Below are 23,663 nucleotides of genomic sequence, written 5' to 3'. Positions count from 1 at the left end.
CGCGCATCAAAGGGACATTCGAAATGGCTAGTCTGGTGCCCTGCCCGCATTGCGGGCCAAGACCGAAAGAGGAGTTCACCATCAAGGGCGCTGCCCTTGCAAGACCGACGCCCGATGCCGGTCCTGACGATTGGTTCGACTACGTCTATCTGCGCGACAATCCCCGCGGCGCCTACGAGGAATTTTGGCATCATACGTCCGGCTGCCGGCGGTGGCTGGTCGTCGACCGCAATACCGCGACCCATGAGATCGCTGCATGCCGCGACGCTACGTCTGGCAGGAAGAAAGGTTTAGGCGCATGACATCTTACCGTTTGCCGCAAGGCGGGCTGATCGACCGCTCTAAGTCGCTGTCTTTCACCTTCGACGGCAAGGTGATGCAGGGTCTTCAGGGCGACAGCCTCGCCTCTGCACTGCTTGCCAACGGCCGCCAGTTCGTGGCCCGGAGTTTCAAGTATCACCGGCCGCGCGGCATCCTAACTGCAGGCGCAGCCGAGCCGAATGCACTGATGACCATCGGCAGGGGCGGCCGCACCGAGCCGAATACGCGCGCCACCATGCAGGAGCTCTATGCCGGCCTCGAAGCGAAAAGCCAAAACCGCTGGCCGTCGCTCGGCGTCGACATCGGCGCGCTGAACAGCCTGCTGTCGCCCTTCCTCGGCGCCGGTTTCTACTACAAGACCTTTATGTGGCCCGCCCCGTTCTGGGAAAAGATCTACGAACCCTTCATCCGCAAGGCCGCCGGACTGGGCAAGGCAACATATCAAGCCGATCCAGACGCCTATGATAAGTGCTGGGCACATTGCGACCTGCTCGTCATCGGTGCCGGGCCCGCGGGGCTGGCTGCCGCAATCAGTGCCGGCCGTGCCGGCGCCCGCGTCATTCTCGCCGATGAACACTCGGTTGCCGGCGGGGCGCTTTTGAGCGAGACCGCATCGATCGGCAGCAAGGCGGCAGCCGATTTCGCAGACGACTGCATCTGTGAACTCGAATCCATGCCGAATGTGACCCTCCTGACCCGCACGACCGTCTTCGGCTGGTATGACGGCAATGTCTTCGGCGCCGTCGAGCGGGTGCAAAAGCATGTTTGCGAACCGCTGCCCAATATACCTGTGGAACGCCTGTGGCGCATTGTTGCCAAGCAGAGCGTCCTGGCGACGGGAGCGGAAGAGCGTCCTCTTGTGTTCGGCGGCAACGACATTCCAGGCGTGACGATGGCAAGCGCCATGCGTTGCTACCTTAACCGCTATGCACTCGCCCCCGGCAAAGCGACAGCGATCTTCACCACCAATGACAGCGGCTATGCACTGGCCCGCGATCTCGAAGCGCGCGGTATTCAGCTTGTTGCCATCGTCGACAGCCGCGAGCACGGCGGTAACGGCTACGTTGGCCCGGCGCGCATCATCAGGGGTGCCGTGGTATCGGATGCCAGGGGCGGCAAGGCGTTGAGCGCAGTCGATATCCGCTCAAAGGACCGCACGGAAAGGATAAACGTCGACGGCTTGGCCATGGCAGGTGGTTTCAGCCCGATCATCCACCTCGCCTGCCACCGCGGAGGAAAGCCAGTCTGGTCGAATGACAATGCAGCCTTCCTCGCACCGGGCAATCTGAACGGGATGGTACTGGCCGGCTCGGCTTGCGCCGTTAGCGGCCTTGCGGCTTGCCTTGCGGACGGCGCGCGGCAGGGCGCGGCCATGGCAGAGGAGCTCGGCTTCAAGGCGGCACCTGCTGAATTCGGCGCGGTGGAAAACGATACCATCGCCCCACCTGAAAAGGCGGTATGGTCCATAGCCGGCGTCAAGGGCAAGGCCTTCGTCGATTTCCAGAATGACGTGCATCGCAAGGATCTCTACCTTGCCGTCAGCGAGGGCTATGGCCATGTAGAGCTTGCCAAGCGCTACACCACCAATGGCATGGCGACCGATCAGGGCAAGCTTTCGAATATCAATGCCATCGGACTTCTGGCTGAAGCGCGCGGCGCCTCGCCGGCCGATGTCGGCACGACGACTTTCCGGCCTTTCTATACACCTGTCTCCTTCGGCGCGCTGACTGGCGCCCATCATGGGCATCACTTCCAGCCGGTGCGCAAATCACCCCTGCACGGCTGGGCGGAGAAGAACGGCGCCGTCTTCGTGGAGACCGGCCTTTGGTATCGCTCCTCCTGGTTTCCGCGAAAGGGCGAAAATACCTGGCGCGAGAGCGTCGACCGAGAAGTGCTGAACGTGCGCCGGAATGCGGGGCTGTGTGACGTGTCCATGCTCGGCAAGATCGAGATCTGTGGCAAAGACGCGGCACAGTTTCTGAACCGGATCTATTGCAATGGCTTCGTGAACTTGCCGGTCGGCAAGGCCCGCTACGGCCTGATGCTGCGCGAGGACGGCATGATCTACGATGACGGCACGACGAGCCGCCTTGAGCAAGACCGTTTCTTCATGACGACGACGACGGCCTATGCGGCGGGCGTCATGAACCATTTAGAGTTCTGCGCGCAGGCGCTATGGCCGGATCTTGACGTTCGCCTCGCATCGGTTACCGATCAGTGGGCACAGATGGCGATCGCCGGGCCAAAAGCCCGCTCCATCCTCCGGAAGATCGTCGACGACGACATCTCCGACCTTGCCTTCCCTTTCCTCGCAGCGAAGGAGATCTCGCTTTTCAGAGGCACGCTTCACGGCCGCCTCTTCCGGATTTCCTTTTCGGGCGAACTTGCCTTTGAGCTTGCGGTGCCGGCCGGTTACGGCGAAAGCGTCGCCGATGCCTTGATGGACGCCGGAAAAGACGATGGCATTATGCCTTATGGTGTCGAAGCGCTCGGCGTCATGCGCATCGAGAAGGGCCATGTCACCCACAATGAGATCAACGGCACCGTCGTACCGGCCGATCTCGGTTTTGCAAAAATGGTTTCGGCGGCAAAGGCCGATTTCATCGGCAAGGCAATGGTGGGGCGCGAAGCTCTTGCGGCCGGCGACCGGCCATGCCTGGTTGGTGTTGTGCCGCTTGATTCCAACCGATCCTTCCGCACAGGCTCCCATGTCCTCTCCAAGAATGCGGCTGCAACGCTCGAAAACGACCAAGGCTACGTCACTTCAAGCGCGTTTTCACCCCATGTCGGATCAACCATTGGTCTTGCCCTCGTCAAGCGCGGATCCGACAGGCACGGCGAGGAGGTGGTGGTCTGGAACGGCCTGCGCAACGAAATCACCCCCGCACGGCTGTGCAACCCGGTTTTCTTTGATCCGCAGAACAAGAGGCTCCATGTCTGATTTCCGACCGACCCTTCGCCCGGCGCTCGGCGCCAAACCGGTGATTTCTTCTCCCGCCGTCAGCCTCTCTGCGCTTCCCGAAGGCGTTGTCATTCATGTGATCGTAAAGCCTGGCGAAAGCGATGTAGCGTCTTTCCTGGACTGCCTCGCTAAAAGGGCCGCCCTCACCGTTCGCTCCCTTTCGCCCGGACAGTGGTTCATCATCGGTGAAAAACCGATGGCATATCAGGACATGAAGGATCTGGTCGACGGGCTCGAACCGCGCGCATCCGGCGTCGACCAGAGCCATGGTCGCGTGCGTATACGGATCAGCGGCAAGTTGGCCAGGCGCGTCCTTTCGAAAGGTACGGCGGTCGATCTTGCGCCCGGCTCATTTCCCGTCGCACAATCCGCAACGACGTTGATCGGCCATATCGCGGCCCATATCACCTGTGTCGATGCCGACACATTCGAGATTATCGTCCTGCGAGGATTTGCCGAAAGCCTATGGGACGACCTGGCGCGCATGAGCGCAGAATTTGGCTGAACGCAGGTTTGTTGGAAGACCAGGGGAAAGCTCATTGGCACTTGCTGACGAGTGTCGGCTTGCTCGCGGACAGATCGAAGGGCTTTCGCACGGAGCGAGACGATGTCGTCGCTGTTTCAGCCGAAAGCATGCCTCTTATCAGAGACGCGGGAACGGCTTCACCGGCAAATGACAAGTAAGTGTAGCGCCTGCGCAATGTGATGATCCTGCCATTGTCACGGCTCTCCGGAAAGAACGGAACTTTTCATCCTCCTCGATGTTTGCTGCGGTGGATGACGTGGCGCGTTCTCCTCCCTTGCGCGAGCTGCCTCATCCGAGTGCTACGGAAGATAATCCTTCCTCTCCAAGCACACTCAAGTGGACAAGGGCTCGTCTTCCTCCCCGGCTTGAGGCGAGCCCTTGGCGTATTGCAGTTCTGCCGATGATAACAGGCCGCCACGTTACGCTTCGCGCTTGATCCGGATCACCTCTTGCCCGGTCATGGAAAGTTAACTTGCATCAGCAAGGTTGGTGCCTCGTCGCCGACATTTCGCAAAGATGTCGAGCGCAGGGTCATAAACCTTTGTCGACACGTCCATGAGCCCGAGAACACTGTGAAACAAGTTGTCATGGGAATTGGGGAGCGCTTTATTCCGATCCAGGCACCCCATGTCAAACCCGCCGGAGTGTTGCAGGTCGTCCGCAATCCAAACGAGGAAGGGGACATGGGTTTGCTGCGATGGCGCGAAGACATATGGCGCGCCATGCAGATAAAGGCCGTGCTCACCAAGCGACTCGCCGTGATCTGAAAGGTAGATGACCGATCCGGCAATCATGGAGGAGCGCGCCTTCAGTCTATCGATCACCTGCGACACGATGTGATCGGTGTAGAGGATCGTATTATCATAGGCGTTGTTGATTTCCTGCGCTGAGCAAGCGCCAAAGTCATTTGCTCGGCAATCTGGCACAAAGTGCCTGAAATCGTCTGGATATCTCGAGAAATAGGCTGGGCCGTGGCTTCCCAACTGATGCAGGATCAAGACACTATCACCCCTGACGGAGCTGAGCCACGAATCCATGCGATCGAGAAGAATGGCGTCCAGGCATTCGCCGTCCTTGCAAAACCTGGGGTCGGCAGAACTCGGGAGGAATTGGTAAGCGACGCGGTCTGCCACATGATAACTGCCGGTATCATTGTCAAACCACGACACAGATATGTTTGCATGCGATAGGACGTTGAGCACGTTTTCTGTCTCGAGGGCCTTGCGATGTGTGTAGGCACGGCGCGGATAGACCGAAAACATGCACGGTATCGAGACCGCCGTGGACGTGCCGCAGCTCATCGTGTTTGGAAAGTACACGACGCCGCGCTCGCGGAGGTCCGGATTCGTTTCCCTGCCATATCCGCCTAACGAAAAATTGTCTGCCCGAGCGGTTTCACCTGCGACAATCACAGTCACTCGCGGCTTTGGCCTCAAGCCGGTGCGATGTGCGTCCACGCCCAGTGGGTGCGCGCTAACCTCGGCGTCCCTTGTCGCGTCTACTATGAACCGGACGGCACTCGATATCGGAAAGAAGGGATTGAGCGGATCGAGGATGTCCCGGTGCGCCCGGCCGACCCCGGCAAAGGTCCGATAGTCGCAGGCAGCTGCCAGCGCAAAGATCGCGATGCATCCGACAATGATTGCGCTGTTGTGCGCCAGTTTCGTCAAGAACGGCCGATGCGCGACCCTTACCCAGACGACCACAAGCGATGGAAGGATCCCGGTCACAAGCAGATGGGTTGCAAAGCGCAAGGTTAAGAGATGCCCTGCCTCAGCACCCGTTGAGACGGCGGCGTTTCGGATCATCTCGCGATCAACGACCACACCGAACTGATCGGTGAACCAGGATGCCGCAGACGCGGTGACGATAAAGAAAATCAAAAATATCCTGGTTATGTATTTCGCAGAAAAGACCGTGATGATGGCCATGCTCATTGCCGAGATGCCAACGGCAAAAAGAATTAAGGCAAAGTGATCCCTTGCCAGGTAACCGGACGCCTTCGTCCAGAATGTCCAGTTGGTGACAAGAAGCAGATATAGGGTCGTGATCGCGCATATTGTCACGCTTCCAACCGTGGGCCGATAGATGTGCAAGACCTTGTTCATCTTAATGCATCCGATCCGCGTGATGTCTCGGTGCGGTGCAAAAGGTTTGGAATTTCCGGGCTGTGGATTTCAGGCATGGGCGCTTCCAGAGAGGGGAGCACTTAGGTGGCTGAAGAACCTGACAGACACCTGAACGGACCCAGGCGACGACGTCTTGACATGACGCTGTTCCACCGGAGGCGCGTTATTGTAGCGCCCGCCCGCGTGCGACCCTGCAAGGACTGGTAAACCGGCGAACGATGCTGGTGGCACATATCCGTCCATCGCCAGCACCGCTCGAAATTTTGTATGGATTGGACATCAGCCGATGCGCCTGGCACCGCGGCGCGAACGATCTCCCTTAAGATTTCACTGCGCAGTTCAGATATCGAAATTGGTCGGCAGCACAACGACATCGCGAATTGTGACATTCCGCGGCCTGGTCAGCATGAAGATGATAGCATCGGCTACCTCCGACGGTTCGATGAGGCTTCCCGATTCCTTGGCCTTTTGGAGATTTTCTTCTGGCCAGTCGGCAAGGAGCGCGCTGATGACCGGCCCGGGCGAAACCGACCCCACGCGAATGCCCTTTTTGTTGACCTGGCGCCGTACGGTCTGAACGAAGCAGGTCATGGCCCATTTCGAAGCCGAATAGACAGGCTCCCATGGAACGGGATAATGGCCCGCCACTGAACTTGTGACGATAATGTCTCCCGAGCCTCGCGCGATCATATGCGGCAAAACGTCATGGACGTTCTTCATGACTGCGTTGACGTTGAGATTGAGCATCCGGTCAATAACGGCGGTGTCGGCCTCGATCAGGTCACCCCCGATGTAGGTGCCCGCATTGGCATGAAAAATATCGAGTTGGCCGGTGAGCTTCTCGATAGACGGCATCAGGGTTGCGCAGCTGGCGGGATCGAGAAGATCGATCACCAGGGGGATTGCGACATTGCCGAGTTCCGCACACACTGCGTCCAGCGCCTTCTGGTCGCGATCGACGAGCACCACGCGCGCACCCTCGGCAACCATCGCCCTCGTGCTCGCAAGTCCAATCCCGGAGGCCGCACCCGTAACCGCCGCGACCATGCCTTCCAATTGCTTGACCATGCTCGTCTCCTTCTGCGTCAGATCAAATTCTGCAAATCCAGCCGCCACCTTGATTCAATGGCTTCCCCACTTATGTGCCGTTTCCAGGCATTGCTTCCACTCAACGACGCCGTCGGTCGTGCCCGCGCTCCGTAGCGAACAGGCGGCCGCGGCATGACCGAGCCAAAGACAATCCTTGATTGCCCAGTCTTCGTGCAGGCCGTACATGAAGCCTGCCGCGAAGGCATCTCCCGCACCGTTCGGTCCGACAATCGCATTCCGAGGTATCTTGACTGAGGGCACGAAGATCGCCTCTCCTGCCCGCGTGACGGTGATCGCGCCTTCGGGAAAGTGGATGGTGACAAGCCGCATCGCGCCCTGTGGGAGAATGACAGCCGCCGCCGCTGCGCAGGCGTCAACGTCAGTCCTGCCTTCCCGAGTGGTTTCCATCTCTGCAAGCGCCCCGATCTCTTTGTCGTTGACAATCAGCGTATCGAGATGCGGTAGGCAGGGCACGATCAGGCCACGTAGGCGTTCCGGCGTGACCGTGCAAAGTTCGAGATTGGTTTCAAGGCGAGCGGCGCGAGCGGCTTTGAGCACTGTCACCCAGCCGTTGGCATTGTCTTTCCAAGGCGCATCCATCGTGGGATGGATGCCGGGAAGTCCCAGATGCAAGAAGCGCGCCGTGGTTCGGGAGAAATCGAAATGATCCGGCGAAAGCAGCGCCGAAACGCCGATCTCGGAAATATGTGTGCGCAGTCCACTTGCCTGCGAGATGAAGGCTTCGGTCGTATGGGTGGTCGCTTGGTCGCTGACATGAATCTGCCGGTGGTCGAGACCAGCTCGTTCGGCTTCGGCGATGAGTTTTCGGCCGGCCTCGTCGTTGCCGACCAACCCGATGGTTTCGACCGGGATTGCCGGATCGAGCCTCTTGACGTCGATGGCAAGATTGCAGGCCGGACCGCCGCCACGTTCTTCAAGCCCCCAGGCGATACCGACGCTGTCTTCCTTTGGCCATGCGTCTATCCTGCGATTTCGGTCGAGGCACCAGGTCCCTCCGGCGATGAAGCCGCGCCTGCTCGTTCCGGCCATGCTCACCTCCCTTGGCGGTGTCAATTCATCAGAACCTTTTCGGTGATGATCATGTCGTTTGACAGTGTCCGCATCGGCTTCTGCCCGCCTGCCTGCAGCGCGCCGTGATAGGCCCTGACGGCCTCCTCTGGCCTGAGATCACCGTCTGCCACGGCACGCATGAATTTCACCATGGCGAGCGGGTCTTCGGCGAGATTGATCTTGCGACCGAAAAGCGCCACACGGGCGCCGTATTTCTCCGCCTGGTGGATGAGTTCGAACGTGTCGCGCGCAGTACCCGCACCGCCGCCCAGCACGCCGACGATCAGGCTCGGGTCGTAGGTCGTGAGTTCCTCCAGCGCCTTTGGGCCATTGAACGGAATCTTCAGGAATTGCGGCCGCTGCGCACGTGTCAGCCCGGCCAGCGCCCGGCATATGCAATCATTCACAAAATGTGGCTGGAGGTCAGGCGATATGCCGGTGTCGACGTTCGGATTGAAGACTTCGAGAAAATAATTGAAGCCGTTGTCGTGCGCGTCCTCTACAAAATCCATGAAGGCGAGCAGCGAATTGTAGTCCGCGTCGAGATCATTGTTGAAGGTGATCGAGTAGAGGCCGAGGTCGGTATGGCGCCGGCTGACCGACAGAGAAGCAGTGCGATAAGGCCTGGACGGCTGCGAGGCATAGGTCGCACCGCGCCCAACCCAGATATCCGTCGCATCATTGGCTCGAATTGCGGGTTTCACATTGCTGCCTGCGTAAGCGCCGCTTTCCGTCAGCAGTTCGAGATTGGAAGCGGAGGTCAGCATGATATCGACAATGTCCTGGGTGATCACGGCCTTGACCTGGTCGAGGAATTCCGCACGCGTCCGGTAGCGCGTGTAGGAGCAGTCCTTCTCGAGCTTCGGGCCACACGATAAAATGCTCGGCCCCATGTCACCATCTTTCGCGTCCGCGATGATGAAATCCGTCCGCTTGTAGTTGCCGGCCCTGATCTTGGCGATTTTTGCATCAAAGCGTGTCATGGGCTGATCCTTGAAAATCTGAGGCCGCCAGACCGCGGCGGGAAGGCTTAAATTTGAGGCATCTGCCTCGCAAAATCGTCAGGCGATCATGTAACCACCATCCACAGGCATCGACAGGCCGTTGACCATTGCTGCCTCGTCAGAAAGCAGGAAAAGAATGACCTCGGCAACGTCTTCGGGTTCGGCGAAACGGCCGACAGGAATGCGGTTGAGCATGCCGGCTGCCTTTTGTGGATCGCTCCAGGCCTTGATGGCCATGGGCGTAAGCGTCACGGTGGGATGCACGCCGTTGACCCGTATGCCCTTCGGCGCAAGTTCCTTGGCCATCACCCGGGTCAGCCCGTCGAGAGCGGACTTGGAAGCGCAGTAAGCGGCGTGATCGGGAATACCGACAAAGGCCGCGACGCTCGATACGTTGACGATTGCGCCTTTGCGGCCGTTCTTCACCATGTCGCGGGCATATTCCTGCGAAGTGATCATCGGTGCCCTCGTATTGACGGCGTAGAGCAGATCGAAGTTCTCGACCTTGAGATCGAGAAAAGACTCAAGCTCGGTCGTGCCGGCGCAATTAATCAGAAAATCGGCCGGCAGGGACTTAAGGGCCGCCGCGCGTGTCGCGTCCGGATCGGCAAGATCGACGGCCACCGGGATACATCCTATTTCATTCTTCAATTCCTCAAGATCGGCCACCGAGCGCGATAGCGCGGTCACCTTGGCCCCACGCTGAGCCAGCATGACGGCGGTCGCCCGCCCGATACCCTTGCCGGCGCCGGTTACCACCACATGCCTGTTCGAAAAATCCATCGCCAATCCTCCTACCAGCAAGTGAAGCCGCCGTCGGCCTTGACGGTCGCGCCAGTGATCAGGCTCGATGCGTCGCAGGCTAGAAAATGTACCACCGACGCAATCTCATGGGGTTGGCCCATCCGGCCCATCGGCGTGTCACGAATCCAGATGTCCATCATCTTCTTGTCGACCACAGTCTTCGTCATTTCGGTTTCGATATACGTCGGTGCGACGGCGTTGACGCGCACGCCACGCTCAGCCCACTCCACAGCAAGTGACGCCGTCAGGTGATGGACGGCGGCCTTTGAGGCGTTGTAATAAGTCTGCAGCTGTGGACGGTTGACGATATAGCCGGACATCGAACCGATATTGACGATTGCACCGCGGCCGGCCTTCAGCATGTACCGGCCGAAGGCGCGATTGCACCAGAAGACGCCGTTGTAGTTCACATCGTTGACATTGAGCCAGAGTTCGTCGGGGGTATCCTCTGCGGCCGTACCGGTTCGCGCAATGCCTGCGTTGGCGACCAGCGCGTCGATGCGACCGTGCTTTGCGAAGATATCCGCGGCGGCCGTGTCGACGGCTGCAGAATCGGTGACATCGAGGACCAGCGCATCGGCTTCGACACCCTTGCCGGCCAAGACATGCCTGCCCGATTCGGCCACCGCTTCGTCGCGATCGATGATGACGATTCGGGCGCCCGCCTCGGCAAGCGCTTCGGCACAGGCAAGGCCGATACCCCGTCCGCCGCCGGTCACCACAGCGGTTTGACCATCCATCCGGAATTTCTCGAAGAACATATCTCGCTCCGTGACCATGCAGAATTAAAGACGCCGGCCGCTCCTGGCATCGAACAGATGAACGCGGGCCGGTTCGATCCGCAGCGAGACAGCCTCGCCCGGCAGCGCGGCGATGCGGTCGCGAACAGCCGCCATGATGGCATCGCCGCCGAGATGTGCAAAGATCTGTGTTTCCGAGCCGGTAGGTTCGAGAACCGAGATCGTCGCAGGCATTCCGTCAGGCCGCACATCGATATGCTCTGGACGGACGCCGTAGATGACAGGCTCGCCGTGGCTCGGCGCTCCCTCCGGCACCGGCAGCACGGTGCCCTTGTCGCTGACAAACACCGGCCGGCCGCTTTCCTTTGCCAATCTGCCGGGAACAAAATTCATCGACGGCGAGCCGATGAAACCTGCCACGAAGACATTGGCCGGACGATCATAAAGATCAAGCGGCGCGCCGATCTGCTCCACCCGTCCGTCGCGCATCACGACGATCTTGTCGGCCATTGTCATGGCCTCGATCTGGTCATGCGTCACGTAGATGGTGGTCGTCTTCAGCCGCTGGTGAAGTTCCTTGATTTCGACGCGCATGGTCACGCGCAGCTTGGCATCGAGATTGGAAAGCGGCTCGTCGAACAGGAAGACCTGCGGATCTCGGACGATCGCGCGCCCCATGGCGACGCGCTGGCGCTGGCCGCCCGAGAGCTGTTTCGGGTAGCGATCAAGCAATTTGCCGAGATCGAGGATTTCGGCCGCCCTTCGGACCTTCGCTTCGATCTCGCTCTTTGGCGCGCCCTTGAGCTTGAGAGGAAAGCCCATATTGTCTGCTACGGTCTTGTGCGGATAGAGCGCGTAATTCTGAAAAACCATGGCGATGTCACGGTCCTTTGGAAGGACGTCGTTGACGACTCTGCCGCCGATTGCGACCGTGCCTCCGGAGATCGTCTCAAGCCCTGCGATCATTCGCAGCAGGGTGGACTTGCCGCAGCCGGACGGCCCGACCAGCACGACGAATTCGCCATCGGCAATATCTATGCCGACACCGTGGATGACCGGCAGCGCACCATAATTCTTCGTAACGTTCTTGACGGTGACGTGAGCCATATGAGTTCCTCTATTGCGGCAGTGCGATCTGCATCTTGACTTCGCCCTTCGCAGCGGAAGCCGCGATCTCGAAAGCACGGACGCTCTCGTCGAAATCGAATGTACGGGTGATGAGCGGCTTCACGTCGATCGCGCCTGATGACAGCATGGCCACGCAACGCGGAAAGACATGGGCATAGCGAAAGACATGCTCCACGCGCGCCTCCCGCACCATCGCCTTGCCGACGTCGTAGTGGATCGGATGGACCTGCGAGCCGATGAAGACCACACGACCGCCAGGTGCCAGCGGGTCGAATACGCCCTCGGCGCCTGCGGGATGGCCGGAGCACTCGAAAACGATCTCAACCCCCCAGCCGCCGGTGGCGGAAAGGATCTCCCTGGCCAGTTCCTGCCGCAAGACGTTGACCGGTGAGATCGGACCGAGCTTGGCGGCAAGCTCCAGCTTTGCGTCATCGATGTCGCTCACGAACACCCGCGCGCAGCCGGCCGCGACAGCCGACAACGCTGTCACCAGGCCGATCGGACCAGCGCCGATCACCAAGGCTATGTCGCCCGGCCTGACCTGCGCCTTGGTGGCGGCATGCACACCCACAGCCAGCGGCTCGACCATGGCGGCTTCGGCGAAAGACACGTTGTCGGGCAGTTTGTAGGTGAAATCGGCCGGGTGGACGACCGTCGGCCTGAGTACGCCATGGATGGGCGGCGTCGCCCAGAAGCGGACTGCCGGATCAATATTATAGAGCCCCAGGCGCGCGGCGCGGCTGTTGGAATCGGGAATGCCCGGCTCCATACAGACCCGGTCGCCGACCTTGAGCGAGGTGACCTCGGCTCCGGTTTCGATCACCGTGCCAGACGCCTCGTGGCCGAGGATCATCGGCGCCTTCACCTGGAAGATACCGGTGCCGCCATGTGTATAGTAATGGACGTCGGAGCCACAGATGCCGACGGTGTGAAGCTTGATGCGAGCGTCGCGTGGGCCGAGCACCTCGTCACGCTCGATCGGGAAATCGCGCAGCGACAGCTTCATCTTCTCTTCCAGTACCAGTGCTTTCATTGTCTCTGTCCTATTTTCTCAAGAAGCATCAGCCGCGCCATACGATCAGGACTGCGAGCGCGATGGCCAGGACGTGGCAGACCGTCAGCGGAATCGATTGTTCGAGGAACCGCATCCAGAAGAGTTCGAGCGCCACGAACAGGTAGATGCCGACGAAGACGCGGTCGAACCAGTTGGTGGTGATCGGCAGGAAGCCTCTCCGCTCGGATTTGCGGCCCGCCACTTCCGGTTCGGAATCGATCTGTCCGGGGTCAAATGGCTCCTGCATCGCTCTACTCCTTGACTGCGCCGAAGGTGAGACCCGCCACGATATGCCGCTGAACCACTGCGAATATGATGAGCGCGGGGATGAGCGTGATCACGGCGATCGCCGCCATCGCCCCCCATTCGGTTCCCGTTGTCGTCACATATTCCGAAAGTCCTGTGGTGATGGTGCGCGCGTTGAAGCTGGTCAGGGTCGCGGCGAGCAGGAACTCGTTCCAGGCGAAGACCCAGGTGAGGATCAGCGTGACGGCAAGACCTGGCCGTGCAAGCGGGAAGATGACTTCGTGGATAACCTGCCACGTCGAGGCACCATCGACGGTCGCGGCCTCGTCGAGCTCTTTAGGAATTCCGTCGATGGTAGGCCTCAGCGTCCAGATCGCGAAAGGCAGGTTGAACGTGCAATAAAGCAGGATCATCCCGATTTTGGTGTCGTAAAGCTTCCAGTCGCCGAAGGTGATGATCTGGGTGAAGAGCAGGAAAAACGGCAGCAAGAACACCGCCGCCGGCGCCATGCGGTTGGTGATCGTCCAGAAGAAGATGTTCTCCTTGCCTGCGAGGTCGAAGCGCGAGAGCGCATAACAAGCCATGAAGGCCAGCACGGTGACCAGCACGGCGTTGCCGCTGGATATGATCATCGAATTGAGCATGTAGCCGCGCAGCGTCTCATTGCCCAAGACGTTGACGTAGTTCTTCCAGTAGATCGCGTCGAGGAACAGGCTCGGTGTCGTGAACAGATCGACTGCCGGCTTCACCGAAATGACGAAAAGCCAATAGATCGGGAAAAGCGTCAACAGACTGAGGAACAGCCAAAGCGCCATGTAAAGAAGGGGATTGCGGCCCTGCATCAGAATGTCCTTTTGCGTTGGCGTCGAGCCACGAGGGCGACATAGAGCAGCCAGCACATCACCAGGGTTAGGTAGAGGACGATCACCGAGATCGCGGCGCCATAGCCGTAGTCGGTCTTTGGGAAGACGATCTTCCAGATGTGCAGACCGACATAACGGGTTGCCGCCCCCGGCCCGCCCGATGTCAGCATCCAGACTTCGTCGACAGTGCGCAGCGCGTCCATCAACCGGATGAAGACCGTTGCGAGGATAGCCGGTCGGATCATCGGCAGTGTGACGTGCCAAAAGATCTGGCGGCGGTTGGCGCCATCGATCTGCGCCTGTTCGAACGGCTCTTTGGGCAGGGCGAGCAGTGCGGCAAGCAGTGTCAGCGTCACCAGCGGCGTCCAGTGCCAGATGTCCATGATGACGGTCAGGGTGAAAGCGGTGGTGGCGTCACGGCCGATGTTGAGATCATAGCCGAACCAGTTTCTCAGGAGATAGGGGATGATGCCGATGCTGGGCGTCGTCATCAGACGCCAGACCGAGCCGACGACGATGGGCGCGACGATCAGGGGCAGTGTGTGGATCGTGCGGAAGAAGCCACGTCCGGGAAACTCCTTCATGAAGAGCTGGGCGAGGAGATAGCCCAGCGCGATCTCGCTCAGTACCGCAAAGAATGCGAACTTCATGGTGAAGGCGATGGAGGTCAGGAATTCGGCGTCGAAGACCAGACGGCGAAAATTGTTGGCGCCGTTGTAGATCATGTCGGGGCTGGCGCCAAACGGGTTCCACTGGTGGAATGCCACGTAAAGCACGTATAAGAAAGGGATGATGCCGAAGACGCCAAGGATTGCGATCGTCGGGGCGAGCATCAGCCAACCGACCGTGTTTGAACGCATGAATTCGTGCTCCCGAAAGAAGTTCGCGCAGATCGACAGCCTGCACCAAGGGCAACTGCGCCCGGGTGGCGGTCCTGGGAGGGGCCACCCGGACGCAGGCACTTGTCGGTGTTATTTGCGATAGCCGAGATTCTTCAGCTCTGTTTCGGCCGCCTCAGCCATCTGGTCGAGGCCTTCATCGGGACCTACTTCGCCCAGGAGGATCTTGTAGAAGATCGGCGCCGTGGCTTCACGAACCTGCGCATGGAAGGGGAAAGGCGGCGCCCCGGCGAAGAGCTTTCCCTGGTCCTTGAGCATGGTGTAGTAGCCATTCAGCTTCTTATCCATGTCGAGGACCTTGGGATCATCATAGGTCGAGGTATTGGTGATGCGGGGTGCGGCAATCGCCCAGTCGGGCTGAACCGAATCCTGGCCAATGAACTGCAGGAAGAGCAAGGCCGCTTCCTTGTTCTTCGATGTGATCGGCAAGCCGAAGGCACCGCCGTCATAGTAGCCGAGATAGCCCTTGCCGCCCTCGACCTCCTTGAGGACATCGGCTTCGGTGGGCGGAAGCGCGACGCCCACATTGCCGACGACCTTGGACTTTTCTGCATCAGAGGCGATCCAGGCGGCGTTCTCGCCATAAACCAGGCCCTGCGCGACGCGGCCGGCGGCAAATGTCGTCCCGACTTCCGTCCAGGTTGAAGCAGCAGATTCAGGCGGAGCGATGTCGCGCAGATGCAGCCAGTACTTGATGGCAGCCTTGGCCTTGTCGCTGTTCATCTGGCCGCCATTCTTCACGGAGGCGGCATAATTGTTGCTGGCGTCGATACCCCAGTTGTAGACGCCGAATGTCGGAGCGATCGACTCGAAGAATTCATACCAGGAGGCCGGGTGACCGGTATGCGCCTGGGCCGTCGTTCCCCAGAGCTCCAAACCGTTGTCCTTGCCGTACTTGGTGAAGAACTCAGCAATCTGCGTATATTCCTCATGGGTCTTGGCCGGAGCCAGGGCCTTGCCGGTCTCCTTCTTGAAGGCTTCCTGGATTTTTGGATCGTTGAAGAGGTCGGTGCGATAGAGATAAACCTTGATGAAGGCTTCCATCGGAATGCCGAAGAGATTGCCCTCGGCATTCTTGAAGTAGTTGGCGAATGTCGTGAAATGGGTTTCGTCGAATTCCGGCGCCTTCAGCGACGGATCGTCCTTCAGCGCTTTCGAAATGTCGATCAGGAAGTTTCGCGCCAGATAGGCATAGATGATGTCCTGCTCGATATAGACCATGTCATAGATGCCGGTCTTGGCTTCCATGTCCTTGATGGCCTTGTCGTACATCTGGTCCCAGGAGGTGGTCTCGATCTGGACCTTGATGCCTGTCTTCTTTTCGAATTCCGGCGCAAGCACGTCCTTGATGTAGTTGGACGGCGGCGTGCTTTCGGTCACGCCGTGCAGGACGACCCCCTTGTACTTCGCGCCGGCATCCGACCAGAAATCGGCCTTTGCGGGTATTACGCTGGTAAGAACACCGATCGCAAGCGCGGCGATCCCAATTCCACTTTTCCTGATCATAATTCCTCCTCCTTGTGCCTTTGCACCACTTGCGGGCGCTGGCCGGCAAGTACGTTCCCACGACCGACAGATGTCGGCTCCTCCCAGGTTCCGGCAGCTCGGCTCCTCCCGGCTTCCAGATACGGTTCGCCTTTGCAGGATCGCGGCCTGTGGGCTTTTTTCCCGGCTTCGTTCCTATTGGCGTGGGAAGAGCTTAGTGTGCGGCCTTTTGCTCCGCCACGCGTGGTTTGCTGGCGACCTATACTTTTTCGCCGACTGCGACGGCCGAATAGGCGCGGATTTCCCGGAAGGGATCGCTTCGCGCCTGCGTTCCGATCTTGTGTGCGTTGCGCCGGTAATCCGAGGGTGTGCGCCCGCAGATCTTGAAGAACTGCCTGTTGAAATTGGCAATGTTGTTGAACCCGACCTCAAAGCAGATCTCGGTGATCGGACGGTAGGTCTGGGTGAGCAATGAGCAGGCGGCATAAATGCGCGCAAGGATGACGTAGCGCGCGAAGGTGTGACCGGTCTGGCGCTTGAAAAAGCGCGAGAAGGCCTGCGGCTCGAGACCGCAGACCTTTGCGACCGAGGCAAGGTCGATGTCGTCGCTGTAGTGCTCCAGCACATAACGCATTGCGACATCAAGTTCATGGGGCAGATCCATCTGAAAAGAGGCTGGCGCCAGCCGCGACAGCCTGCGCCGCTCGGCGGGATTGCGTGCCAGCGCGATCATCAGCTGCAGGAAGAGCACTACACGCTCGGCGCCGTGGGCGGAGCCCACCTGCGCGAGCAGCCGCCGGCCTTCGAGCGCAGTTGCGCCCAAGAACTGCACGCCGTAGACCGCATCTTCATAAAGCGGCTTAATCGTCCCAAGCTCGGGACAAAATGAGCCTACGCGATCGGCCCATTCGGGCGTGAACTGGATCAGCACATCGCGGTTGCGGATCAGCTTGCCGGGCTCGATGTCGCTGACCCAATTGTGCGGCACGTTCGGACCAGTCAGTACCAGGCAGCCAGGCTCGAACTCGCCGATATAGTCGCCCACCATCATAACGCCCGAAGTCGTGCGGGTGAGATGCAGTTCGTATTCAGGATGGTAGTGCCACTTCGCCCGGAAATAAGGGTAGTCATGCATGTTCCAGCGAAAGGATTCTGCTGGCGGGCAGATGATCATCTCGAAATCGGGTACGATCCGCAAATCGGCTTTCATGGAAATAACCTCCTCCCGACAGGCAGGTCGTGGTTCCCAGGCGGGCCATGTCGGCATGCACGCCAAAAGAGCTTCTCGTCGTTCGGCTCCTTGGGCCAGTCGCAGCTTAAAAGCAAGCGAGCGCCTTTGGATCACCCTGCACGTCCGCCTTCCGTTTGGCGCTGGTTTGCGCCTTATATGTTGCCCTAAAAAACAAATTAGTTCATTTGGAAAGGCTGTCAATACCAATCTCACGACCCCAAGGTTTGCCGCGCTCGTGCGCGTCTCTTGGGACATTTCCGGGCATAATAAGGCATTTGCTCATATCGGCATCGAATGCTCGAGCAGCACGGATGTTCAAATCCGCTTGACAGACGCAGTCGAAGTTTTATTTGTTGCACAATGCAACATACCTTTTGGAGGGGAGACATGGGCCGGTTGGGTATTCATTCCTTCGTTTGGACGGGCGGACAAACCCAGTCGATGCTCGAGGAAGCAATGGAGAAATCCGCCTCCTGCGGTTACAACCTGATTGAGTTCGCCTATCTGCGACCAGAGAAATTCGATCTCGATGCACTGTCAAGGCGAGCTGCCGCGCTTAGCCTCGACATCGCCGTCACCATGGGCCTTCCGGTCACCCATGACGTTTCGAGCGAAGACGGGCAGGCGGTGCGAGCGGGCGAAGACATGCTGGCCGACGCCGTGCGCGCCGTGCGCGACATCGGCGGGACAAAGCTCGGTGGCATCCTTTATTCCGCCCACACGAAATACTCCCGCATGCCCACCAAAAAAGGATGGGACAATAGTGTCGCGGCGATCGCCAGGACGGCCGACCTTGCCCAGTCTGCAGGGATCGACCTTGTTCTCGAAGTGGTGAACCGCTTCGAGACCAATCTTCTCAACACCACCGCCCAGGGCCTCGCCTTCATCGAGCAGGTAGGCTCGCAGCATGTGCGGCTGCACCTCGACACATTCCACATGAACATCGAGGAAGCGAACCCGGCGGCGGCCATCAGGCTTGCGGGCGACAAGATCGGCTATTTTCATATTGGCGAAAGCAATCGCGGCTATCTCGGCGACGGCGTCATCAATTTCGATCGGGTGTTCGACGCATTGCTTGACATCGACTACCAGCGCGACATCACCTTCGAATCCTTCTCCGGCGCCGTCGTCGACGAAGGTCTGTCGCTTGCCTGCGCGATCTGGCGCGACACCTGGAGTGAAAACCTGCCGCTCGCGCAGCATGCAAAGCAATTCATCGATCTCAAGTTGGACGAGGCGAAACGCCGTCGCGCGACCGTTGCGCGGCCGTGACGGCGAAAGATGGAGGCAAGGCAGATCCCTAAATACCGAGGCGTCGTAATCGGTGTTCCGAAAAGAAAGGCAAGGAGAACCGTCCGTGAATGAAATGGGTTCGATCGCGCCTGCGAGCGGAATCCGCCAGCGCAATGAACTCGCAGCGATGCGGGCGCTCTATCGTCACGGGCGCTTGAGTCGGGCGGAGCTCGCTCGCATTTTAGGCCTCAATCGCTCCTCGTCCGGCCATATCATTGCCGGCCTCACCGCCGATGGCCTCGTCCGCGAGGTGGGAACCGCCGAGCAGGCACAGGCGACCCACGCCGGGCGGCCGGGCATCATGCTCGAACTTATGCCCGGCGCCGCCTATTTTCTCGGCATCGAGATCGGCGTCGAACACATCACGGTGGTCGAGGTCGATCTCGCCTGCCGCATCGTCAACAACCGCATGGAGCCCTTCGACGGCCCGTCCGTCGATGTCGAGGCTGCCGTTTCGCGCGCCGTCGCGATTGCCTTCGAGACATTGCCGGCCGAACATCGCGGCCGCTGCGAGGGGCTCGGCATCGCCGTGCCGGCGCAAATGGACCGAAAGGGGTTGATCAACACCGCTCCCCTGCTCGGCTGGCAGAACATACAGCTCGCCGATCTCGTGCGTGCGGCCGTGCCGGCACAACTGCCGATCATGGTGGAGAATGATGCAAACGCCTTTGCGACCGGCGCAAGCTACGGCGCTCGGGAGGTCCATTCGGGAGTCACGCTCTATCTCGTGATGGAAAGTGGCGTGGGCGGTGGTATCGTCGTCGACGGAACCGTTCTTCGCGGCGCGCGGGGACTGGCCGGGGAAATCGGGCATCTGCGCATCGATGGTGCCGATGCGCCCGGCCGCAGCCTTGAAAGCGTCCTTGGTCTGGAGTGCATCCTGAGCATCTATCGTTCCGTCTCGAGGCAGCCGGAACCGAACTTCGCTACTTTTCTGACCGATGTGCGCGATCGCGTTCCCGGCGCCGTCGCCATAGCAGAAGACTGGGCCCGTGCGCTGGCTTACGGCCTGATCCAGGCCTGCAGGATCATCGATGCCGACAGGATCGTGCTTGGCGGTTCGGTCGCCGCGCTCTATCCGCTGATGGCGGCGCGCGTGCTGCATCACATTCGCTCCATGCAGGAGGAAAGCTTTCCGCTGCCTTTGATCGAAACAAACGACGATGAGACGGTAGGGCCAGCCTTCGGCGCTGCCTGCATGCTTCACCAGCGCTATCTCCTGGCCGACAGCGCGCGCCCTGCCGAGGATGCTGCATGACATCGAACGGCTTAGCTCCCGATGCCCTTGGACCAACGATAACGATCGGCGAGATCCTCGTCGAGATCATGGCAACGGATCGCGGCACGGGCTTTCTCGAGCCGATCACTCTTATCGGCCCCTACCCCAGCGGGGCTCCGGCGATATTTATCGATCAATGCGCCAGAATAGGCGGTGCGGCCGGCATCATCGCCTGCGTGGGCGACGACGACTTCGGCCGCGTCAATGTCGCGCGGTTACGTGCAGACGGCGCCGACGTCTCGGCCATTTCGATCAGCGCGGAATTTCCAACCGGCAGCGCCTTCGTGCGCTACCGCACGGATGGTACGCGCGATTTCGTTTTCAACATAGCAAGATCCGCCGCCGCCCAGATCGACCTTAGCGCCGCCGCGCGGGCGCTCATTGCCCGATCGGGCCATCTGCATGTTATGGGAACCGCGCTGGCCATATCCGGCACCATCGAGATTATCGAACACGCGATTGCGGCGATCAAGGCTCGCGGCGGCAGCATCTCCTTCGACCCGAACGTCCGCAAGGAACTGCTCGGGCAATCCGAAACGCGCGCCCGCTTCGCAAGTCTTGTCGATATCGCCGACCTGATCCTTCCGTCTGGAGATGAGCTGTTCGTCGCGGCTGGCGTTACGGGCGAAAGCGAGGCGGTGCGTGCGCTCTTCGCCCGCAACGCCAGCGAAGTCGCACTCAAGCGCGGCGCGAAGGGTTCGACCGTCTTCACGCGGGACGGCAGACGCATCGACTGCCCGGCCTTCGCAGTCGAAGAAATCGATCCGACCGGCGCCGGAGACTGCTTCGGCGGCGCCTATGTCGCGTGCCGCCGGCTCGGTATGCCGATCGAACAGGCGCTCACCTATGCCAATGCCGCCGGCGCGCGCAATGTTACCGCCAAGGGACCGATGGAGGGAGCCGGCACCCGCGCCGAACTTGACGCCTTCATCGCCATGACACCGGGGCGCAGCCGATGACGTCCATGCTCGGCAACCTGGCTCGCAGCCGACGCACGGGCGGCATGGCTGGCATCACTTCCGTTTGCTCGGCTCATCCCATCGTGATCCGCGCTGCCCTACGACAGGCCGTGGGGTGCGATGGTCCGGTATTGATCGAGGCGACCTGCAACCAGGTCAATCAGTTCGGTGGTTACACGGGCTTGAAGCCCCGTGATTTTGTGGCGCTGGTGGAGCAGATTGCCGACCAAGAGCGTCTGCCGCGAGACAAGGTCATCCTTGGAGGCGACCATCTTGGCCCAAATCCATGGCGTGAGGAACCTGCCGATGTCGCCATGGCCAAAGCGGAAGACATGATCGCCGCCTATGTCGAGGCTGGCTTCTGCAAGCTCCATCTCGATACGTCCATGGGCTGCGCGGGTGAACCGGTCGCGCTCGACGACGCCACGACCGCCGAGCGGGCGGTGAGGCTGGCGGCTGTGGCAGAACGGTGCGCTGCCTCTTCAGGCGGTGAACGACCGGTCTATGTCATCGGCACCGAAGTACCGCCGCCTGGCGGCGCGGATCATTTAATCACCACGCTCGAACCGACGCACGTGGACGCGGCGCGCAAGACAATTGCTCTGCATCGGACGCAGTTCCACGAAGCGGGGCTCGCCAGGGCCTTCGACCGCGTGCTGGCGCTCGTCGTCCAGCCCGGAGTCGAATTCGGCAACGAAAACGTCATCGTCTACGACCGGGCGAAAGCGCAAGCCCTTTCTGCGCTGCTCGACGAGGAGCCCGCCCTTGTCTATGAGGCACATTCGACTGACTTTCAGGGCGTGGAGGCGCTGCGACAACTCGTCGAGGACGGGTTCGCCATCCTCAAGGTCGGACCGGAATTGACCTTCGCACTTCGAGAAGCACTGTACGGACTCGACCTGATCGCAAGCGACTCCATCCCCGGTTATCCGAGCCGAAACCTCATGGCCGTTATGGACGGGCTGATGAGGGAGAACCCCGGTCACTGGAAGGGCCACTATCACGGTTCGCGGGCCAAGCGACACACCCTGCGACACTATTCCTATTCCGATCGAATTCGCTACTACTGGAATCACCCGGCGGCGGAAGCGGCCACCTTCCGGCTCATAAAAGCTCTCGACGGCCGGATCATCCCCGCACCTCTTTTCCGGCAGCATATGCCCATTTTTGCAAGGTACGCCGGAAAGCCGCTCGAACCGCAGGAATTGCTGATCGATGCGGTGCGGGCGGTTCTCGACGGATACCAAAGTGCTCACCGGCCGGACCGATTACCACGGGCATGCTCTCAAGGATAAGCTCGCACCCGCGGCAAATTGCTCAACAAAACTGGTTTCGGCAGAGGCCGATCAAGCCTGGTTTGTCACGCACTTGTCTGCCTCGAAGCCTCCGCAGTTCCGCGACTCCAGAGCATAAAGGACATGGGCGCATGTCGGTCTCACGTGCGTTTTAGAATTACGTCTTCTTCCTCGTCCCGCTGTCGGCCTCCCAGTGCTGCGGCAGCAGAGGCAATGAAAGCACCTATCAGGAGCGACAGGGCGCCGAGCATTGCTGTCGTTGCCGCTGCCTCACGTGCCTCGTCTGCAGTCTTTTGAGCCGCGACCTTGGCATCCTCCACACGCTTCAAGATGGCCTCGACGCGGGTCTTTGCATCGGCCTCCGAAAGACCTGCATGTGATGCCACGATCATAGCGAGGTAGTCTTTGTCTTCTGCGGGGATCCCGCCTTGAGCGGCACCTTGCAGAAGAATTCTCGAAACTTCAGCCGTGGCTGCGCCTTGGTCGGTCGTGGCCTGCGCGCGATTTCGGTCTGGTCGAAGCAGAGCATCGGTGAAATAGGCCGCCGACAGATCGGTTGCCGGCGACTGTGATGATCCTGCTGCGACAGCGCCAGCAAGGCTGGCATTGGTCGCTGCCTGGCCGACTGCCTGCGCGCCGGCCCCGGCAAGCGAGGTCAAAGATGACGTCAGGAAGCCGACCACGAAAATCGTGGCGACCGCCCAACTGATCAAGCCATGGGCAGTATCCCGGAAGAAGACCTCGTCGGTGTGAACAGCGGCCCATCTTGTGCGAAGCCGGCCGGTGAGGTAGCCACCCAACGCTGCCGACAACCACTGCACGACCACAAGCCAGATCGCGGCGGTCACACCAATTGACTCTGCCGAGGCGCTCTGTCCCGTCCAAGGTGACACCATCGTCAGCCCGACGCCAGATCCTAGAAGCAGAAGGATGAGGGTAACGCCCGTGGCAGCAATAGCGCCGCCGAGGATCGGTCCCCACGACATCGCGGACTTGGACGATTCGACAGGAGTGGCCGCGACGTCTGGACCTGTCATGGACATCGACATTGACACCTCCTATCGCATGAAGAGAACAAGGAGAATGACGATCGGCAGTGGAATACCGAGAAGCCAAAGAAGAATACCGCGACCCATGGCGTTGCCTCCGATCTTGAGGTTTTGAAGTTATTGCAGAGACTTAACGCTAACGCCTGTTCAATGTTCCGGTAGTCTGTCTCCCGACCACCATTGCTAAACTCCGACCGCACCGGCAACAGATCGCGGCCTTGATTATGTCAGCCGAT

The 23,663-nt window shown here is 60.0% G+C and carries 21 protein-coding genes; 7 read left to right on the top strand and 14 right to left on the bottom strand.

Annotated features, from left to right (window positions below; all coding sequences use genetic code 11):
* Window positions 1-23: 23 nt before the first annotated feature.
* The 3 genes from AM571_RS26905 to AM571_RS26895 are packed head-to-tail and all read left to right on the top strand — an operon-like array spanning window position 24 to window position 3,788.
* Entirely contained in the window at window positions 24-302 is a 279-nt protein-coding gene (locus tag AM571_RS26905) for a sarcosine oxidase subunit delta (RefSeq protein WP_074065595.1), read from the top strand.
* Window positions 299-3,262, top strand: coding sequence for a sarcosine oxidase subunit alpha (locus AM571_RS26900; RefSeq protein WP_074064083.1), 2,964 nt, complete (start codon window positions 299-301; stop codon window positions 3,260-3,262). The genes AM571_RS26905 and AM571_RS26900 overlap by 4 nt, the downstream gene beginning before the upstream one ends.
* Window positions 3,255-3,788: a sarcosine oxidase subunit gamma family protein gene (locus tag AM571_RS26895; RefSeq protein ID WP_074064082.1), complete on the top strand. Its 534-nt coding sequence runs from the start codon at window positions 3,255-3,257 to the stop codon at window positions 3,786-3,788. The genes AM571_RS26900 and AM571_RS26895 overlap by 8 nt, the downstream gene beginning before the upstream one ends.
* A 488-nt stretch (window positions 3,789-4,276) precedes the next feature.
* Here the strand turns inward: AM571_RS26895 and AM571_RS26890 are convergent, their stop codons facing one another.
* From AM571_RS26890 to AM571_RS26830, 13 genes are all read right to left on the bottom strand, one after another.
* Window positions 4,277-5,917 (bottom strand): phosphoethanolamine transferase, encoded by a 1,641-nt coding sequence (locus AM571_RS26890; protein ID WP_074064081.1) that lies wholly within the window; start codon window positions 5,915-5,917, stop codon window positions 4,277-4,279.
* 360 nt (window positions 5,918-6,277) lie between these two features.
* Window positions 6,278-7,006 (bottom strand): SDR family oxidoreductase, encoded by a 729-nt coding sequence (locus tag AM571_RS26885; RefSeq protein ID WP_074065594.1) that lies wholly within the window; start codon window positions 7,004-7,006, stop codon window positions 6,278-6,280.
* A 54-nt stretch (window positions 7,007-7,060) separates the two neighbouring features.
* The gene (locus tag AM571_RS26880; protein ID WP_074064080.1) at window positions 7,061-8,077 is read right to left on the bottom strand and encodes a carbohydrate kinase family protein; all 1,017 of its coding nucleotides are present in this window, start codon (window positions 8,075-8,077) and stop codon (window positions 7,061-7,063) included.
* 20 nt (window positions 8,078-8,097) lie between these two features.
* Complete coding sequence (locus AM571_RS26875) at window positions 8,098-9,081, bottom strand: hypothetical protein (protein WP_074064079.1); 984 nt, start codon at window positions 9,079-9,081, stop codon at window positions 8,098-8,100.
* A gap of 78 nt (window positions 9,082-9,159) precedes the next feature.
* Window positions 9,160-9,885 (bottom strand): SDR family oxidoreductase, encoded by a 726-nt coding sequence (locus tag AM571_RS26870; RefSeq protein WP_074064078.1) that lies wholly within the window; start codon window positions 9,883-9,885, stop codon window positions 9,160-9,162.
* A gap of 11 nt (window positions 9,886-9,896) precedes the next feature.
* Window positions 9,897-10,667 carry an SDR family NAD(P)-dependent oxidoreductase gene (locus AM571_RS26865; RefSeq protein WP_074064077.1) on the bottom strand — a complete coding sequence of 257 codons (771 nt, stop codon included), beginning with the start codon at window positions 10,665-10,667 and terminating at the stop codon, window positions 9,897-9,899.
* A gap of 24 nt (window positions 10,668-10,691) precedes the next feature.
* A complete protein-coding gene (locus AM571_RS26860) occupies window positions 10,692-11,753 on the bottom strand; it encodes an ABC transporter ATP-binding protein (protein ID WP_074064076.1) in 1,062 nt (353 codons plus the stop codon).
* A gap of 10 nt (window positions 11,754-11,763) precedes the next feature.
* Window positions 11,764-12,807 carry an NAD(P)-dependent alcohol dehydrogenase gene (locus tag AM571_RS26855; protein ID WP_074064075.1) on the bottom strand — a complete coding sequence of 348 codons (1,044 nt, stop codon included), beginning with the start codon at window positions 12,805-12,807 and terminating at the stop codon, window positions 11,764-11,766.
* 28 nt (window positions 12,808-12,835) lie between these two features.
* Window positions 12,836-13,075 carry a DUF2160 family membrane protein gene (locus tag AM571_RS26850; RefSeq protein ID WP_081377214.1) on the bottom strand — a complete coding sequence of 80 codons (240 nt, stop codon included), beginning with the start codon at window positions 13,073-13,075 and terminating at the stop codon, window positions 12,836-12,838.
* A gap of 4 nt (window positions 13,076-13,079) precedes the next feature.
* Window positions 13,080-13,916: a carbohydrate ABC transporter permease gene (locus tag AM571_RS26845; RefSeq protein WP_074064074.1), complete on the bottom strand. Its 837-nt coding sequence runs from the start codon at window positions 13,914-13,916 to the stop codon at window positions 13,080-13,082.
* Complete coding sequence (locus tag AM571_RS26840; RefSeq protein WP_074064073.1) at window positions 13,916-14,797, bottom strand: carbohydrate ABC transporter permease; 882 nt, start codon at window positions 14,795-14,797, stop codon at window positions 13,916-13,918. The genes AM571_RS26845 and AM571_RS26840 overlap by 1 nt, the downstream gene beginning before the upstream one ends.
* Window positions 14,798-14,908: 111 nt before the next feature.
* Window positions 14,909-16,342, bottom strand: coding sequence for an extracellular solute-binding protein (locus AM571_RS26835; RefSeq protein ID WP_074064072.1), 1,434 nt, complete (start codon window positions 16,340-16,342; stop codon window positions 14,909-14,911).
* A 238-nt stretch (window positions 16,343-16,580) separates the two neighbouring features.
* On the bottom strand, window positions 16,581-17,531 hold the full coding sequence (locus tag AM571_RS26830; RefSeq protein WP_074064071.1) for a helix-turn-helix domain-containing protein: 951 nt from the start codon (window positions 17,529-17,531) through the stop codon (window positions 16,581-16,583).
* Window positions 17,532-17,939: 408 nt separating this feature from the next.
* On the opposite strand from AM571_RS26830, the gene AM571_RS26825 reads away from it, so the two are divergent.
* From AM571_RS26825 to AM571_RS26810, 4 genes are all read left to right on the top strand, one after another.
* Window positions 17,940-18,824 (top strand): sugar phosphate isomerase/epimerase family protein, encoded by an 885-nt coding sequence (locus AM571_RS26825; protein WP_074064070.1) that lies wholly within the window; start codon window positions 17,940-17,942, stop codon window positions 18,822-18,824.
* Between the two features lie 94 nt (window positions 18,825-18,918).
* Entirely contained in the window at window positions 18,919-20,103 is a 1,185-nt protein-coding gene (locus AM571_RS26820; protein ID WP_074064069.1) for an ROK family transcriptional regulator, read from the top strand.
* Window positions 20,100-21,083 (top strand): sugar kinase, encoded by a 984-nt coding sequence (locus tag AM571_RS26815; RefSeq protein WP_074064068.1) that lies wholly within the window; start codon window positions 20,100-20,102, stop codon window positions 21,081-21,083. Before AM571_RS26820 ends, AM571_RS26815 begins: the two co-directional genes overlap by 4 nt.
* A complete protein-coding gene (locus AM571_RS26810) occupies window positions 21,080-22,378 on the top strand; it encodes a D-tagatose-bisphosphate aldolase, class II, non-catalytic subunit (protein ID WP_074064067.1) in 1,299 nt (432 codons plus the stop codon). The genes AM571_RS26815 and AM571_RS26810 overlap by 4 nt, the downstream gene beginning before the upstream one ends.
* Window positions 22,379-22,518: 140 nt before the next feature.
* Here AM571_RS26810 and AM571_RS26805 read toward each other — a convergent pair whose 3' ends face one another.
* Window positions 22,519-23,427 (bottom strand): hypothetical protein, encoded by a 909-nt coding sequence (locus tag AM571_RS26805; protein WP_074064066.1) that lies wholly within the window; start codon window positions 23,425-23,427, stop codon window positions 22,519-22,521.
* Between the last annotated feature and the right edge of the window lie 236 nt (window positions 23,428-23,663).

Origin of the sequence: Rhizobium etli 8C-3 (genome assembly GCF_001908375.1) — a bacterium.
GTDB lineage: Bacteria > Pseudomonadota > Alphaproteobacteria > Rhizobiales > Rhizobiaceae > Rhizobium > Rhizobium etli_B.
The sequence above is the reverse complement of the archived record's forward strand: the minus strand, read 5'-3'. Positions and strand labels throughout refer to the sequence as shown.